The sequence below is a fragment of the Nocardiopsis sp. CNZ308 genome (assembly GCF_004217075.1).
Map to the genome: position 1 here is coordinate 5,628,648 of NZ_SHKJ01000001.1, position 16,505 is coordinate 5,645,152.

11 protein-coding genes are annotated in these 16,505 nt (G+C 61.6%); 10 read left to right on the plus strand and 1 reads right to left on the minus strand.

The annotated features are described in order from the left end of the window. Nucleotides 1-260: 260 nt before the first annotated feature. Nucleotides 261-3,101 (minus strand): N-6 DNA methylase, encoded by a 2,841-nt coding sequence (locus tag EV372_RS24105; RefSeq protein ID WP_165436027.1) that lies wholly within the window; start codon nucleotides 3,099-3,101, stop codon nucleotides 261-263. A gap of 203 nt (nucleotides 3,102-3,304) precedes the next feature. Here EV372_RS24105 and EV372_RS24110 point away from each other — a divergent pair, with 203 nt between their 5' ends. From EV372_RS24110 to EV372_RS24155, 10 genes are all read left to right on the plus strand, one after another. Beyond that, complete coding sequence (locus tag EV372_RS24110) at nucleotides 3,305-3,457, plus strand: helix-turn-helix domain-containing protein (RefSeq protein ID WP_165436028.1); 153 nt, start codon at nucleotides 3,305-3,307, stop codon at nucleotides 3,455-3,457. Between the two features lie 228 nt (nucleotides 3,458-3,685). After that, a complete protein-coding gene (locus EV372_RS24115) occupies nucleotides 3,686-3,916 on the plus strand; it encodes a transposase (RefSeq protein WP_486484403.1) in 231 nt (76 codons plus the stop codon). A gap of 86 nt (nucleotides 3,917-4,002) precedes the next feature. Continuing rightward, nucleotides 4,003-4,320 (plus strand): hypothetical protein, encoded by a 318-nt coding sequence (locus EV372_RS29560; protein ID WP_486484043.1) that lies wholly within the window; start codon nucleotides 4,003-4,005, stop codon nucleotides 4,318-4,320. Between the two features lie 349 nt (nucleotides 4,321-4,669). Then, nucleotides 4,670-6,658 (plus strand): AAA family ATPase, encoded by a 1,989-nt coding sequence (locus EV372_RS24125; RefSeq protein WP_130397900.1) that lies wholly within the window; start codon nucleotides 4,670-4,672, stop codon nucleotides 6,656-6,658. Continuing rightward, nucleotides 6,645-8,513, plus strand: a complete 1,869-nt coding sequence (locus EV372_RS24130) for an ATP-dependent helicase (protein WP_165436029.1) — start codon at nucleotides 6,645-6,647, stop codon at nucleotides 8,511-8,513. Before EV372_RS24125 ends, EV372_RS24130 begins: the two co-directional genes overlap by 14 nt. Before the next feature lie 936 nt (nucleotides 8,514-9,449). Further along, on the plus strand, nucleotides 9,450-11,012 hold the full coding sequence (locus EV372_RS24135; protein ID WP_130397902.1) for a type I restriction-modification system subunit M: 1,563 nt from the start codon (nucleotides 9,450-9,452) through the stop codon (nucleotides 11,010-11,012). Between the two features lie 2 nt (nucleotides 11,013-11,014). Continuing rightward, the gene (locus tag EV372_RS24140; RefSeq protein ID WP_197044307.1) at nucleotides 11,015-11,587 is read left to right on the plus strand and encodes a restriction endonuclease subunit S; all 573 of its coding nucleotides are present in this window, start codon (nucleotides 11,015-11,017) and stop codon (nucleotides 11,585-11,587) included. A gap of 82 nt (nucleotides 11,588-11,669) precedes the next feature. After that, nucleotides 11,670-12,550 (plus strand): IS5 family transposase gene (locus tag EV372_RS24145; RefSeq protein ID WP_486483996.1). Its coding sequence is split into 2 segments (ribosomal slippage): nucleotides 11,670-12,041 and nucleotides 12,044-12,550, totalling 879 coding nucleotides; the frame shifts between segments, so codons are not numbered across the junction. A gap of 270 nt (nucleotides 12,551-12,820) precedes the next feature. Continuing rightward, nucleotides 12,821-13,279 (plus strand): restriction endonuclease subunit S, encoded by a 459-nt coding sequence (locus EV372_RS24150; RefSeq protein WP_486484044.1) that lies wholly within the window; start codon nucleotides 12,821-12,823, stop codon nucleotides 13,277-13,279. Beyond that, entirely contained in the window at nucleotides 13,276-16,386 is a 3,111-nt protein-coding gene (locus EV372_RS24155; RefSeq protein WP_130397904.1) for a type I restriction endonuclease subunit R, read from the plus strand. Before EV372_RS24150 ends, EV372_RS24155 begins: the two co-directional genes overlap by 4 nt. The last annotated feature ends 119 nt before the right edge of the window (nucleotides 16,387-16,505 follow it).

Sequence of the window (16,505 nt, forward strand, 5' to 3'; positions counted from 1 at the left end):
CTGGAATCCGCCGAAGGTGATACTAGGGCCGGCCGGCTTCGTGTGGCTGGAGGCGACAGAGCGGACGGCGTGGCTGGTGGTGCGCGATTCCGGCAAGTCGCATCAGCGGGGCGGGCCGAAGAGTGAAGGGGAGGCTGGTCCCATCTCGGTTCTACCCCGGCCCCATCAGCGCGACGGCTCCTCTGAGACGAGGTCGCACACTCCGTTCGAACTGGGGTTTTGTGGTGCACCCGGCAGGATTCGAACCTGCAACCATCGGATTAGAAGGCTTCGTCATCGGCAGTCGTCTCGCCTGAGGCCAGAGCAGCAACAAGAGCCGAGGTGGGTGGGGCGTCCTCGATACGTTCTGGTTCGACTGCTTCGTGGTAGGCAACGAATCGGGCACCTTCAGGTTGGAGGCGATTGAAGTAGTAGCAGCCGCTGTTCGATCCGAACGCTGCCGGGTGCATCACGATCAGCGGGGCGAGAGGGAGTGCGCTGCCAGCTTCGCGTGAGAGGAGGTACAGCCCGTCTTCCTCCATTGCCACGTTGATCGGCATCTGTTCCTGCCTGAAGGGAGCGTTAGGACCCATAGCCAGGTCCACATCATGGTGAAATACCTTGCTTCTTATTCGTGCGGCCCCAGCGCGTACGAGTGGAAAGTCCTGCCAGCCAGCGCCGATCAGGTTGCGCAGGGTATGGATGTGACCGGTCAAGATGTCGAGCTGCTCCTTGAGCGACTCGGCGGTTGTCGTACCTGAGTGACCGCTCCAGGCATTACGCCGTTGGATCACTTCTCCGAACAGGTTCGTGAGATCGGTGCTGAGGAGGGTGTCCAGGAAATCTGGTGGTGCGTCGGCAAAGGCTGCTCGTGCTCGCGCCTGCTCGTCGGTGTCGGTTCCGTTCAGTGCGGTGCGAAATATTTTGTTGAGCCGTTGCAGGATGATGTGCCAGACGCCTAGGCTGGCCCGCTTTGGACTGAGACTTGCGTCGCGGAATTGCTTGGCGAGTACGGGAAGTTCCTGCTCAAATCGTGAACGGTCTTGGAGTAGGGCTGACACGCTGACGATGGCGTGGAATTGGATGGTGGCTTCCCAGAAGTGGAACATCTGGTTGCGGCGAGCGTACAGGTTGTTGCCTTTAGACTCGTATGTCCAGAGAGCGCTGGCTATGGGGAAGGGCAGGGTGGCGGCCCATTGAGCGAGATCTGCCGACGGAATGAGACTGCTGGCTTCGTGGTAGATGTCGGATCGCTTCTTGGGATCGTTCCAGAGCTCCCGGTGCGAGTCGACCAGGTGACGACGGGCTGCGACCAGCGCCCGTTCCGCGCGAGCCATTTCCCGCTGGACGGGGAGGTCCGGCAGGGCGACGAGGAGATCGTCGGCCATGCGCCAGGCCTGATTGAGGTTGACGGCGCGAGGGCTGACGTAACTGTCGCCGCCGGATCCGATGGCTGCCGAGCGTAGGCGTCGACCGAGAGGGGAATTGAGCCACCCCGCCAAGTATTCGGCGTCCGTGTGCGTGTTTCTGGGCCGGATCACGAGCACCCGGTTGTTGGGAGCGACTTCGCCAGGGTCACCAGTCACCGCGTCCAAGTGCGGTTCGATGGGGACGATGAGAGCCTGCTCCCCGGTGACGGCCGACAGCATGGCAGCGCGTTCGGCGGCCTTAGCTGAGGGGATGTAGCAGAGGTGCTCGGTGAGCTCGGTGAGACGGGCGGTCTTCCAGCCGAGTTGGGTGAGGGCTCGCAGCGCACGCGGGGTTCGGTCGGCGGTGAAGACGCGGTCCACGTCGAACCGTGTGAGTGGCGGTTTGGCTACGTCCGTCACGGTCGGTGGCACGGTCGCGTACCGAGTGTCGCGCCAGGCTTCAGTGGTGGAGATCGCCGACAGGAGCATGGTCAGACGCGGTACATCGCCCGGTTCGCGTCTGTTGGTGACCGCGGTGGCGTGGTGGGCGACGCTGACCTGTCGGAAGGTCAGATCCTTTGTTGCGGCCATTCGGCTGTAGGCCGTCGGCTTTGAATGCCTGAGGCTGCGGGACAGTTCGTCGAGAGCTGCCTCGCTGATTGTGCGGCGTTCGAGTCGACGGGCGTCCCCGTCCTGGTAGAAGCCGCGAAGGTCGATGAACTGCACCTTGTGTCGACGTGCTGCGGACTTGCGGTTGGAGAAGACCAGGCCGCACAGCCGCCTTCTGGTACTGGTACTGAGACCTTCGGGCAGTACGATCACGGCCTCTAGGAGATCCTGGTCGAGCAGCCAGGCACGGATAGCGCTGCCGCCGGCGTCATACAGTGGTTCGGTAGCGGTGAACATGATGCCTCGGCCGCCGCCATCCGCCGGATCCCGGAGCTTGCTGACCAGGATCTGGGCGAACAGGAGCGAGGCATTCTCGGGCTGTGGAAGCCCGGCGGGGTAGCGGCCTTCCGGTCGGTCAGCCTCGGCTGTGCATCCCTCGTAGCTGTTTCGCCAAGACAGGTTGTAGGGAATTTCGGCCACCGTGTAGTCGAATCGGCGGTCAGGGAAGGCGTCCTGGGTGAGCGAATCAGCCTGGCTGAACCTGGAGTCGGTGCCTAGGAAGAAGGCATGCGCACGGGCATGTTGGACGCTCGCTGCGTTGATGTCCTGACCGTTGACGGTGACAGCCGTTCCGGTCTGCTCGGCCAGCGCCTGTGCCGCGTCCAGCGCCAGTGTGGCGGAACCGCACGCCGGATCGTAGAGATGCGCCGCCTCCAGGCGGCTCTCATGTGGGTACACGGTCAGGGCGGTACTGGCAACCTCGACGAGTGAGGCCGACGTGGTGAACTCGCCACGATGGTCCGAGGTCAGGTAGGGGCGGAGGAGGAGACGGGCGTAGTGACGCAGCTGGGTCGGCGTGTAACTGCTCAGTGCCTGTTGCTCACCGTCCAGCAACGAGTCCAACTCAGGGGTTCTGCGTCGCGCGGTCCTTGCGGCACGCTGTAGATCTTCGAGTCTTGGTGCAGGCAGGCCTGCGGTCCGGGCTCGCCATTCGACGGCGTTCCACAGCAGCACATCGGCCATCTGGCCGGCATCCATGTGTCCTCGGAGGGAGTCCAGGAGATGCCACAGGCGCTGGTCAATCGTCCGTCGCTCGTTCGTCATGTGGAGCCCCCCGGGGGTGGTCGGGTGTGTCCCCAGCTGACCGGGGTCTGCCCGCTGATCGTGAATGCCAGTATTCAGCATGAGGGGACCAACTTACTACTGATCTTTGATATGCGGGTTGACGCACCAGCGGGCTGGGAAACCCTGCTCATGGCGCTTCTCCTTTCTTCCCCCGTACTCCTGCCGAGCAGCAGAAGCGACGCTTGGTCGCCGCGGAGCTGTTCGCCCAGGGTGAGCTGTCCCGAGCCGCGATCGCTCGCCTGCTCGGCGTGAGCCGACAAGCCGTCCATAAGTGGCACCAGATCTGGAAGAACCAGGGCCCCGACGCATTTGCGGCCCGCTCTCGCGGCTCCTAGCCCTTCCGGGGCCCGGTCCAGGAGCGCGCCCAGGACGCCCAGGATACTGAGCAGAGTGAAGCATTCAGTTATCCGTCCTGCGTTTGCTGGGTTGATGGTGAATGTAGGAGATTGATTGGCGAGTGTAGTATTGCCCTTGCCGATGTACCGGTAGACAAGTGGACGTTTCCTCCGAGGAGTGGACATCTCCGACACTGAAAAGCACGAAGAGGAGTCCACACCATGGCCATGAAGCACTACCCGCCCGAGTGCAAGACCGACGCCGTCGCCCTGTACCGGTCCCGGCCCGGTGCGACGATCGCGCAGATCGCCGCTGAGCTCGGCATCAACCGCGAGACCCTGCGCAGCTGGATCCGCAAAGACGACGACGCACACCCCACCCAGCCAGCCGCTCCCGCCAAGCCCGCCCGTCCCGGCACGACTCCAGCCGCCCGAGAGAGCATGGAAGTCGAGAACTAGTGGCTACGCGCCCAGGTCACCGAGCTCAGGACCGAGCACGAGATCCTGCGCAAGGCAGCCGCCTATTTCGCCGGGGAGATGAAACCGTGAGCCGCTTCGGTTTCATCGACGACCACGCGCTCGCCTACGGCGTCAAGCGGCTGTGCGCGGTGCTGAACCTGGTCCGCTCCTCCTACTACGCCTGGAAGAAGAGCCCAGGCCCAACGCGCGCAGCGGGCAGCCCGCGACGCGCAGCTGACCGAGAAGATCCGCGCCATGGGGTGGCGACGTTGACGTTAGCGGCGGGGGTGGAGTTGAAGGTGGTGCAGGCGATGTTGGGGCACGCGAGCATCGTGTTGACCGCGGACACCTATGCCAGTGTCCTCCCGGAGGTGGTGAGGGAGGCGGCGGAGCGGATGGCATGACTGGTGTTGCGTGACGTTGGGAGGACTGGTCGGCATACGGGAAAGCGGCGTGGTCGACGGGGCCTGGTGTTGGTCCCACCTGGGTCCCACCGGCAGGACGGCCCCCTCAGGTTCTCACCAAACAAGACTGTGGAGTGGGGTTTTGTGGCGCACTCGGCAGGATTCGAACCTGCGACCATCGGATTAGAAGTGGCAACACCGGAACCGTGCTCCAGGCCGACTCATCCGCCACGGCCAGATCGCCTACCAGGTGGCTTGAGAGGTCTCCGACCGCTGGGAAACCGCCCACCAGTATGAGCAGCTCTGGGATGATAAGCTCCCGCGTCGCACCAGATCGCCAAGGAGACGAATGGGTCTGCACATTTCGCGGATCGAGATACGCAACTTCCGTAACTTCCAGCACTTGGTCATCGATGACTTCCCCGCCCACGCGGTGATCGTCGGCGAAAACGGTGTCGGTAAGTCGAACCTGCTGGAAGCGATCCGCCTGGTCCTCGACCCATCTCTGTCTGACGCACGGCGCATGCTGCGCGAGGAGGACATCTGGGAAGGACATTCCTCAGGTCTGGCGGGTGGAGCAGAAGTGACCATCGTGGTCGAGCTACGCGGCTTCGACGACGACGCTGATGCGAAGAGCGTCTTGTCCAGCGCCGCGGTGGGCTTCGATCCCTACGTAGCTCGGCTGACCTACCGCTTCACCCCGCGCACAGAGGTAGCAACCGGCGACGGTTCCCAGGTACAGCCGACCAGCCGACCGCTGACTGCGAAGGACTACGATGTTGTCGTCTTCGCTGGGGAGCGCGAGACCAACGACGTACGCGCCATCCGTCGTGAAGTGGCCCTGCGTGTCTTGCCAGCCCTGCGCGATGCTGAGTCAGACCTGCACAACTGGCGGCGCAACCCCATGCGGGACCTCCTCGAACGGCTTCCCCTGGACCCGGTGAACTTGGAAGACACCGCCTCCGCGATCACCACCGCTGTCAACCAACTCACCAAGGACGGTAACGTCGCCAAGCTGGAGGGGCACCTCACGGACCGGCTGGGAGCCATGTTCGGGCCCCGCTTGGCTGTCCAGCCCACCCTGGGCTTTGCTTCCTCCCAGCCGGACGAACTGATCCGCGCTGTACGGCTGTTCTTCGACGAGGCCCGCCGCAGAAGCATCTCCGACACTAGCCTGGGCAGCGCCAACGTCATCTACCTCGGCCTGCTGCTGGAAGCCCTCAGCCAGCAGCGACTCGACGAAGAATTCATTGCCACCCTGATCGCCATAGAAGAGCCCGAGGCCCACCTTCACGTCACACTCCAGCGGCACCTCTTCCGGTATCTGCTGCGCACTGGGCCGTCACTCGTCCTCACCACCCACAGCCCGCACATCGCCGCTGTCGCCCCGGTCCGCTCCTTCATCGTGCTGCGAGCAACCGAGAGCGGCACGACTGGAGCCACCACAGCTGCCCTCCCCGTTAGCAACGAGGAGGCCGCGGACTTGGAGCGCTATCTTGACGTCAGCCGCGCCGAGGTCCTCTTTGCCTCTGCCGTTGTGCTGGTCGAAGGGTTGGCCGAGCTATATATCCTCCCGGCCCTGGCCGAAGCCGCCGGATTCGACCTCGACGCTTACGGCACCGTGGTGGCCAGTGTCCACGGCACTGACTTCAAGCCCTACCGGGCGCTCCTCGGCTCAAAGGGCCTCAACACCCCCCACGTGGTCATTACCGATGGAGACGCCGCCCGCGACAAGCGCGACCGTCGCGAAGCTGGCCTCAAGCGAGGTGCGAACCTCCATCCCGAGAGTGACCGCTGCACAGCCCTTCTAGAGCAGATTGATGCCCTGCCGGAACCTCAGGAAGCCAGCTACCAGACGGCCCGTGGACCTCTCGCCTCGGAGCTCCAGAACATTGACGTCTTCGTCGGCGCCCAGACCCTGGAGACCGACCTGTGCCCCATGTTCGGCGAGGAGATCATTGAGGCCTTCAAAGAGCTGAACGACAACACCGGCGCGATCGACGACGTGAGACGCGGGGTCGCCAATGAGCTGAAGGCGGTCATTGACCCCGACGTTCGGAAGAAGATGCTCAAGCGGCTCGGCGCCCTTGGTAAGGGCCGCTTCGCACAGCGCCTCGCCGCGCACATCACCCGGGTCGACCTGAGCGCCCGGATCCGGTCCAAAGCACAGATCACAGAGGATGCCCCGCTGGGCGAGCGAGCTCTGCACCGCCTGGGCGCGGCTTCCTACCTCTTCCTAGCCATGGAACGCATCAGCCATGCGACCCGTGGAACCTCACTGCTCACCGGCCAAGTGGTGCCACACGTCAACGGGCAGGGCAGCGATGCAGATCAGTGAAACCCTGCTCGCGGAGCTCAACAGTCTGCACCCCAGCCAGAGGACTGCCGTTCTCCACGACAGCAACGTCGTTCTGCGGGCTGGTCCCGGAAGCGGGAAGACGCGCACTCTCATCGCCCGGATCGCCTACGTGCTCCAGACACAGATCTCGGCCTTCCGTGGCGTAGCTTGCATCACCTATACCAACGCGGCAGCTGAAGAGATCCGCCGCCGTGTCCTCAGCAGTGGCGTGCGCGCCGAGGAGCGGATCACCTGCGCCACCGTTCACGCCTTCTGCCTAAACGAGATTCTGCGGGCCTTCGCACACTTAACCGGGCAGTCTGCACCCCAGGCCGGACAGGTCCTCAACAAGGCGGCTACCGAGGCACTCCTGCAGCGCTGCTTCGACCAAGTCGGCATCGTCGAGGTCCCAGCCCAATATCGCATGCCCCAGAGCACCCGGATTCGCCGGGCCCTGGCCTGTAACGAGAACCTGGACAGCTTCGACCCACGGGAAGTCCAAGCGGCACTCCTCTACGAGGAACAACTCATCCTCCGCGGCGAAATCGATTTCGAGGCCATGGTCGCGCAGGCCGTACGTACCGTCCGGGAACACGAGCACGTCCGCGACCTTCTGCGGGCCCGGTTCCCCCACCTCATCGTCGACGAGTATCAGGATCTCGGCGGAGTCCTCCACGAACTCGTCGTCGCCCTGCGCGATCTGGCTGGCATCACCGTTTTCGCAGTCGGGGACACCGACCAGACCGTCTACGGATTCACTGGAGCCGACGCCAAGTACCTGACCGAACTAGCCGCTCGACCTGACTTCCACGATCTGGAGCTTGAAGTTAACTACCGCAGCGGCCAGGACATCATCACCGCCGCCGAAGCTGCCCTCGGGCTTCCCCGAGGGCGCCTCGCACGCGAGGGCGCACCACCAGGCGACGTCAACTTCCAACAAGTCGAAGGAGGTCTCGAGGACCACGCACGGCTGGCATGCGATCTCGTCGAGGAAGCGCAGAACAGGCACATCAGCCCCGAACGGATCGCCATCCTCTACCCCGCACGCGGTCCCCTTCTCGACGCCGTGCACAGCGAACTCACCCGACGTGAGCTGGACTTCCGGCACGAAGGCGCCGACAAGCTGCCAGCCGGAAGCCTCTCCCGCTTCGTCCAGAGGTGCGCAAGCCGCGCCGTCACCAACTACCAAATTCACACCGCACCGGGAGACCAACGCGCTGACATGCTGCGCCGCGCGCAAGCACCGTCCCTCGCGGCCCTGACCCGCTCCGTCACCACGCTGCGAACCGAGGCCCAGCTCGCCCCGCCGCACTCGCGACTCCATATACCCCGCGCTCTGCAACTGTGCCTCGATCCCGAGGTACTGTACCCCGCCGACGCCCCGGCCATCGACTGGCTAGAGCAGCTGCGCGTTGGCCTGGCCCTCGACGAGGTAGCCGCAGACCACCCTGACCAGGACAACACGAGCTGTCTCGACACCTTGGCCGACCTGTGTAGGTCCAAGGGCCTCCTACTTCAGGATCTGGCACGTGGCGAGGAAGTCATCGGGAAGGTCCTACTGGCTACCTACCACGCAGCCAAGGGCCGCGAGTTCGACACCGTGATTCTCCCGGGCCTCCTCAACGGCATCGTTCCGCGTGACATCCCAGACCGAGGGAAGTGGCGCAAACCTACGGGGACGGAGCTTGCGGAACAGAGACGTGCATTCTACGTCGCCCTCACCCGTGCCGAGTCGACGGTGACCATGATTATTGGCTCCGGGTTCCTAACCAAAAGCGGATACTGGATTTCCCGTGGGCCCTCAGAATTTGTGATCGAGATGGTGCAGCGACTCTCTCTAGAAGAACAGGCATGACTGGACTGTCTCGTTTCGGGTGTGGTTGAGATCTTGGTGTGTGCAGGGACCGCCTCCCAGTACTCCCGCGCAGCAAGGCGGCTGTTGAAGGCGATGCTGGGTCTGGTCGGTATTTGTGTCGCCGGAGGTGGCACGGTAGGTGACTGAGCGGACGGCCTGGCTGGTGATGAGGGATGTCGGGAGGACCCAGCGGCACGGGCGGGGACAGGGCGTGAGCAGGGAGTTGGTCCTATCTCGGACTCATCCCGGTGCCATCAGTGCGATGGCTCTCCAAAGATAAGGGACCTAGTTTGAACTGGGGTTTTGTGGCGCACTCGGCAGGATTCGAACCTGCGGCCGTCGGATTAGAAGGGCCTTCCCTCATGCCCGATGCGTCCACTACTCGGGGCATTCGGCACTAGATGCTCACGGATCAGTGGCTTCATCCTTGAGGCGGAACATCTGTAGAGCCCGGGATCACGGTGCTTTGTTGACAGCATCGGCAGCATCACATGACCCGGCACCAGACTCGCCGCAGGGTGCACCGCCGACGGCAGCAGACCGGGGAGACAGTCTATGTCGTCCAGCCTGGACACCCATCAGCCCACACCAGCTGAAGTACCCGTCTACCTGCGCGGACGCTGGGCAGTGGAAAACTCTAGCCACCACATCCGCGACACCACGTTCGTTGAGGACACCTCCACGGTCCGCACCGGCGGTGCTTCCCAGACGATGGCCGCGATACGCAATCTGATCATCGCATTCCTCAAGACCATGGGGACGGACAACACCGCCAAGACCACCCACGCTACCCCAATGGGCTCTGCCCTTCTGCGGGATCAGCCAACCCGACCACCCGGGAACTTGAACAAGTCCTGCTGGAGTGTCAGTGGTCGCCGATACCCTGGAACCCGGATCCACCCCACCTAGCCGCGCCGCGTGCGCAGGAGACGAGAGATGGCCCCCACTACCAAAGAAGGACAGCGAGCTGAGCTGCACAAGACGATCTGGCGGATCGCGAACGACCTGCGTGGCAGCGTCGACGGTTGGGACTTCAAGTCCTATGTGCTCGGCATGCTCTTCTATCGGTTCATCTCCGAGAACCTGACGGCGTACATCAACATCGGTGAGCGAGACGCGGGCGACGAGTCGTTCGACTACACGAAGCTCCTCGACGAGCAGGCCGAGGTGGGGAGTGCCGAGACGATCGCCGAAAAGGGCTTCTACATCTTGCCGTCAGAGCTGTTCGTCAACGTGCGCGAGCGTGCGCCACGTGACCCGAACTTGAATGAGACGCTGGAGCGCGTTTTCAAGAATATTGAGGGGTCGGCGGTTGGCGCAGAGAGTGAGGACGACCTTAAGGGACTCTTCGACGACCTGGACGTCAACAGTTCCAAGCTTGGAAGCACGGTAGCCAAGCGCAACGAGAAGCTGGTCAAGCTCCTCGATGCAATCGGTGACCTGCCACTCGGCAACTTCGAAGACAACTCGATCGACCTGTTTGGTGACGCTTATGAGTACCTGATGCAGATGTATGCCTCGCAGGCCGGCAAGTCCGGTGGCGAGTACTACACGCCACAGGAGGTCTCCGAGCTACTCGCTCGTATCACCGTGGTCGGTAAGACACAGGTGAACAAGGTGTATGACCCGGCTGTCGGCTCGGGTTCGTTGCTGCTGAAGTTCGCCAAGGTGCTTGGCAAGAACAACATCCGTCAAGGCTTCTATGGTCAGGAGGCCAACCTGACCACATACAACCTCGCGCGGATCAACATGTTCCTGCACGACATCAACTACGAGAAGTTCAACCTCGCCCACGGCGACACCCTCATCGACCCGCAGCACTGGGACGACGAGCCGTTTGATGCGATCGTCTCCAACCCGCCGTACTCCATCAGGTGGGAGGGAGACGCCAACCCGCTGCTGATCAACGATGAGCGGTTCGCGCCTGCGGGGGTGCTCGCGCCCAAGGCGAAGGCCGACCTCGCCTTCACGATGCATATGCTGTCGTGGCTCGCTGTCGACGGCACGGCCGCGATCGTCGAGTTCCCGGGCGTGCTCTACCGCGGCGGCGCGGAGAAGAAGATCCGCAAGTACCTGATCGATAACAACTACGTCGACGCCGTCATCCAGCTCCCGTCAGACCTGTTCTTCGGCACTACGATCGCGACGTGCATCATCGTGCTGAAGAAGTCCAAGCGTGATAACTCCGTACTGTTCATTGATGCGTCGAGTGAATTCAAGCGCGTCGGCAATAAGAACAAGCTGCTCGAAGCGAACCAGAGCGCGATCCTCGAGGCCTACACCTCACGAGAAGACGCCGACCACGTCACCACGCTCGTCTCAAACGAGGACATCGCCGCAAACGATTACAACATCGCCGTATCCTCTTACGTTGATACCAAGGATACTCGCGAGGTCGTCGATATCACTGAGCTCAACGCCGAGATAGTGCGTATCGTCGCCCGCCAGGCGGAGCTCCGCACCGCGATCGATGCGATCGTTGCGGACCTGGAGGGCTAAAAGTGAACCGGATCGATAAGCTGATCAAGGAACTGCGCCCGAACGGGGTCGAGTTCAAGGCGCTTGGTGAGGTTGGGGAATTTATCCGTGGCAACGGCCTCCAGAAGAAGGACTTGCTCGACGAGGGCGTTCCCGCAGTTCACTATGGACAAATCCATACGCACTATAGTGTTTGGGCCACGCAGACGAAATCCTTCGCCTCCGAAGAGGTTGCAGCTAAGCTTCGTCGGGCAAAAACAGGAGACCTTCTCATAGCGACGACGAGCGAGGACGATGATGCAGTAGCAAAGGCGACCGCTTGGCTTGGCGACACGGATGTCGTGCTCAGCGGTGACGCGTACATCTACCGTCATGATCTGGACCCGCGGTACGTCTCGTATTTCTTTCAAACCGAGCAGTTCCAGAACCAGAAGCGCCGCTATGTCTCTGGCACGAAGGTGCGGCGAATCTCGGGTGCATCTCTCGCGAAGATCGAAGTCCCTGTGCCGCCGATCGAGGTGCAGCGCGAGGTCGTGAGGATCCTAGGGGCTGTTTGGGAACCCTCGCGGGAGCGGGTGAAAGCACCAAAGCAGTAACAACGGGCATGTCGCCCAGCACACGAACGAAGCCTCCGGTAGACGGGTCAACGACCAAGAAGACAAGTCCGCCGGAGGCTTCGTGCCGACCCTACCCGGACCCGGGCGCGGTGACCTCACCGACGCCCAGTGGGCCCTACTCGAACCCCTGCTGCCCGCCTCCTCAACGGGCCGCCCGCCCCAACGCTGCAAGCGCACCCTGATCAACGGCATCCGCTGGCGGGTGCGGGTCGGCGCTCCCTGGCGCGATCTACCCGAACGCTACGGCCCCTGGCAGACGGTCTACGACCTGTTCCGCCGCTGGAGCCTGGACGGCACCTGGGCGCAGATCCTGGCCTCTTTGCAGTCGATCGCCGACGCGGCGGGCCTGATCACCTGGCAGGTCAACGTCGACTCCACCATCGTGCGCGCCCACCAGCACGCCGCCGGGGCCGCGAAAAAGGGGAGCAAGAAGATCACGGAACGGATGAGCCCGCCGACCACGCCCTGGGACGCTCACGCGGCGGGTGGACCACCAAAATCCATCTGGCCTGCGAACAGGCTCAAAAGCCCGTGTCCGTGGTGATCACCGCCGGTCAGCGTGGAGACGCTCCCCAGTTCGAGCCCGTCATGGGCCGTATCCGCGTCGTGGGGCGGGGGCGCAGTGGTCCGGCGCGCACCCGGCCGGTACGGGTGCGCGCCGATAAGGCCTACAGCTCGAAGAAGATCCGCTCCTACCTGCGCGCACGCAAGATCAAGGCGACGATCCCAGAGCCTGCCGACCGGGTTCGCAATCGCGAACGCAAGGGACGGCGCGGGGGACGTCCTCCCGCTTTCGACAAGGCCGACTATCGGGCCCGTCACGCGGTGGAGTGCGGGATCAACCGGCTCAAACGCAATCGGGCGGTGGCCACGCGCTATGACAAGCTCGCGCTTCGCTACGAGGCCACCGTCCAGATCGCGGTCATCAACGAATGGCTCTGACTTACCAAACAGGCCCTAGACGAGTACAGCGACTTTGAGCATGAACTGTCGGTTCAGCTGGAGGCGGAGCTTAAGGCGCGGCACCAGCAATACGAGCACTATCGTGATGCGCTCCTGGACTTCCCCGAGGCCCGACGGCTTCCGATGGGTGAGGTTGGCCAGTTCATTCGTGGTCGACGCTTCACGAAAAAGGACGTCGTTCCGTCTGGGATCCCCAGTATCCATTATGGAGAGATCTACACGCACTACGGAGTGTCTGCCGTCTCGGCCATGAATCACGTACGCAACGACCTGGCATCCAGCCTTCGTTATGCCCGCACTGGTGACGTTGTGATAGCAGCTGTGGGGGAGACCGTGGAGGACGTTGGAAAGGCTGTCGCTTGGCTCGGCGACGAAGATGTCGCAATCCACGACGATACGTTCCTTTTCCGCAGTGACCTGCATCCCAAATACGTGTCGTACCTCGTGCAGACGGCAGGCTTCAACTCACAGAAGACGAATCACGTCGCTCGCGGCAAGGTGAAGCGACTGTCGAGTGCGGGGCTCGCGAGGATCGAGGTTCCGGTACCCGACTTGGCGGAGCAGGAGCGTGTGGTCGCGATCCTCGATAAGTTCGATGCTCTCGTAAATAACCTCGGCAGGGCTCTTCCTGCCGAGCTGGCCGCTCGCCGCATGCAGTACGAGCACTACCGCGACCAACTCCTGACCTTCAAGGAAGTTGTAGCATGACGGGCACGACACCTCACAAGTACGACCCGATCTCCGTCAGCGCCGAGAGCACTGTCGTCGCCGAGTACATCCCGGACACGAAGCAAGAATCGGCCTACCAGTCTGAGGCAGACCTCGAGCGCGAGATGATCCGCCTTTTGCGTTCGCAGGCGTACGAGTATCTTCCGATCACTTCTGAGGCTGAGCTGGTCGCCAACCTGCGCTCTCAGTTGGAGGTGCTCAATGGCATCTCTTTCAGTGATGAAGAATGGCGACAGTTCTTCAATGAGAAGATCGCTGGCAGGAACGATGGTATTGTCGAGAAGACCGTGCGCATCCAGGAGGATCACGTCCAGATCCTGAAGCGCGATGACGGGTCAACGAAGAACATCACGCTGCTGGATAAGCAGAATATCCACAACAATCGCCTGCAGGTAATCAACCAGTACGAGATCGACCACGGCGAGGGTGGCGCGAACTACGCCAACCGTTACGACGTGACGGTTCTCGTTAATGGCTTGCCGATGGTGCACATCGAACTGAAGCGTCGCGGTGTGGACATCCGCGAGGCCTTCAATCAGATCGACCGCTACCAGCGCGATAGCTTTTGGGCTGGCTCCGGCCTCTTCGAATACGTTCAGATGTTCGTGATCAGCAACGGCACGCTGACGAAATACTACTCCAATAGCACCCGCAACGCGCGAGTGAGTGAGGGTACGAAGGCGCGTAAGCGCAGACGGCAGACTTCGAACAGCTTTGAGTTCACCTCGTGGTGGGCAGACGCGCAGAACAAGCCGATCCAGGAACTGACGGCGTTTGTGAAGACGTTCTTCGCCAAACACACGGTTCTCAACATCCTCACCCGCTACTGCGTTTTAACGGCGGACCGGCTGTTGCTTGTAATGCGTCCGTATCAGATCGTCGCAACTGAGCGAATCCTGCGGAAGATCGACATCGCGACCAACTGTAAAACTCTTGGTACCGTCGATGCTGGCGGCTATGTGTGGCACACGACTGGGTCGGGTAAGACACTGACGTCGTTCAAGACAGCACAGCTTGCTTCGAAGATACCAAGTGTCGACAAGGTGTTGTTCGTCGTGGACCGTAAGGACCTCGACTACCAGACGATGCGGGAGTACGACAGGTTCGAGAAGGGGGCTGCGAACTCCAACGCCTCGACCGCGGTGCTGAAGCGTCAGTTGGAGGATCCGCATGCGCGGATCATCATCACGACGATCCAGAAGCTGTCGACGTTCATCAAGGCGAACAAGGGCCACGAGATATACTCGGGCCACGTGGTGATCATTTTTGACGAGTGCCACCGCTCCCAGTTCGGCGACATGCACACGGATATCACCCGGGCGTTCAAGCGCTACAATCTGCTCGGTTTCACGGGCACCCCGATCTTTGCTGCGAACTCCGGCAGTGGTGGTAATCCGCAGCTCAAAACGACCGAGCAGGCCTTCGGTGACAAGCTGCACACCTACACAATCGTGGACGCGATCACGGACAAGAACGTCCTGCCGTTTCGCATCGACTACATCAACACAGTCAAGGTCGGTAATCCCGACGACAAGCAGGTGTCGGCGATTGACGCTGAGAAAGCGCTGCTCGATCCTCGTCGAATTAGCGAGATCGTGAAATACACGTTGGAGCACTTCGACCAGAAGACCAAACGTGCCTCGAGTTACCAGCACGCGGTTGTGATGAACGTCGGTGACGTGGTACGTGACCGACGAAAGGTCGAAGAGCTTCGTGAGAAGAAGCGTGTGCGTGGCTTCAACGCGCTCTTCGCGACGGCATCTATCGAGGCAGCTCAACGGTACTACCAGCAGTTCAAAGTACAGCAGGAGACGCTCACATCTGACCGCCGGATTAAGGTCGGCGTAATTTACTCCTACGGTGCCAACGGCGCCAGTGACGACGGTATCCTCGACGACGAGGCGTTCGATACCGACGGTTTGAGCGGTGACGCTCGGACGTTCCTTGAAGGCGCGATTCAGGACTACAACGAGCTCTTCGGTACAAGCTACGACACCAGTGCGGACAAGTTCCAAAACTATTACAAGGACCTGACGCAGCGGATGAAGAACCGCGAGATCGACCTGGTCATCGTGGTCAACATGTTCCTGACGGGCTTCGACGCCACCACGCTGAACACTCTGTTCGTTGACAAGAACCTGCGCGCCCACGGCCTGATTCAGGCGTACTCTCGCACGAACCGCATCCTCAATTCGGTCAAGACCTACGGCAACATCGTCGCCTTCCGAGATCTCGAGGACCAAACGAACGCTGCGCTGGAGTTGTTTGGTAACAAGGACGCCCGAGGCACCGTACTGCTCAAGCCGTACCAGGATTACTACGGCGAGTACGCCAATAAGGTCGCCGAGCTGCTGCGGGACTTCCCGCTGGGTCAGCAGATTGTTGGAGAATCTGCGCAGAAGGAATTTATCAAGCTGTTCGGTGTCATCCTTCGCCTCCAGAACATCCTTGTCTCATTTGATGACTTCATCGGCCAGAATCTGCTCACCGAGCGGCAGGACCAGGACTACCGCAGCGTCTACCTCGACCTGCACGCCGAATTTCGCAAGGGCAGGGACGCGGATAAGGAAGTGATCAACGACGACGTTGTCTTCGAGATCGAGCTGATCCGCCAGGTCGAGATCAATGTCGACTACATCCTGATGCTCGTCGAGAAGTACCGTGCTGAGCGCGGCGACGGTGACGACAAGGAGATCCGAGCCGAGATCACTCGGGCTGTCGACGCCAGCCCGACACTGCGCAACAAACGTGACTTGGTCGAGAGTTTCGTTGACTCAGTGTCAGTGAACGGAGGCGTGGACGAACAGTGGTGCGCGTTTGTCGCTGAAAAGCGCGAATCGGAGTTGGAAGCGATCATTGCTGAGCAGAAGCTTCGGCCCGAGGCAACGCGCGCGTTCATCGACGCAGCTTTTCGTGATGGCCGTCTTCGCACGACCGGCACGGCGATAACGAAAATTCTTCCGCCTGTATCGCGCTTCTCAACAGGTGGTGGACATGGCGAGAAGAAACAACGTGTCATCGAACTACTCAGTGTATTCTTCGACCGGTTCTTTGGGTTGAGCTCCAGGGATCGTTCAAGTTCCTGATGTGTCTGGTTCGTAGCGGATTCCGAAGAAGGGCAGTGCGGTTTTGTTTGTCAGTGCTGGTTCTGGCTCGGTTTTTGTGGAGCGGTTGCACAAAGTAACAATCATCAGTGATTTCCAGA

Coding starts and splice junctions, on each gene's coding strand:
- EV372_RS24105 (WP_165436027.1), bottom strand. CDS start 3,101: ATGACGAACGAGCGACGGACGATTGACCAGCGCCTGTGGCATCTCCTG.
- EV372_RS24115 (WP_486484403.1), top strand. CDS start 3,686: ATGAAGCACTACCCGCCCGAGTGCAAGACCGACGCCGTCGCCCTGTAC.
- EV372_RS24125 (WP_130397900.1), top strand. CDS start 4,670: ATGGGTCTGCACATTTCGCGGATCGAGATACGCAACTTCCGTAACTTC.
- EV372_RS24130 (WP_165436029.1), top strand. CDS start 6,645: ATGCAGATCAGTGAAACCCTGCTCGCGGAGCTCAACAGTCTGCACCCC.
- EV372_RS24135 (WP_130397902.1), top strand. CDS start 9,450: ATGGCCCCCACTACCAAAGAAGGACAGCGAGCTGAGCTGCACAAGACG.
- EV372_RS24150 (WP_486484044.1), top strand. CDS start 12,821: ATGAATCACGTACGCAACGACCTGGCATCCAGCCTTCGTTATGCCCGC.
- EV372_RS24155 (WP_130397904.1), top strand. CDS start 13,276: ATGACGGGCACGACACCTCACAAGTACGACCCGATCTCCGTCAGCGCC.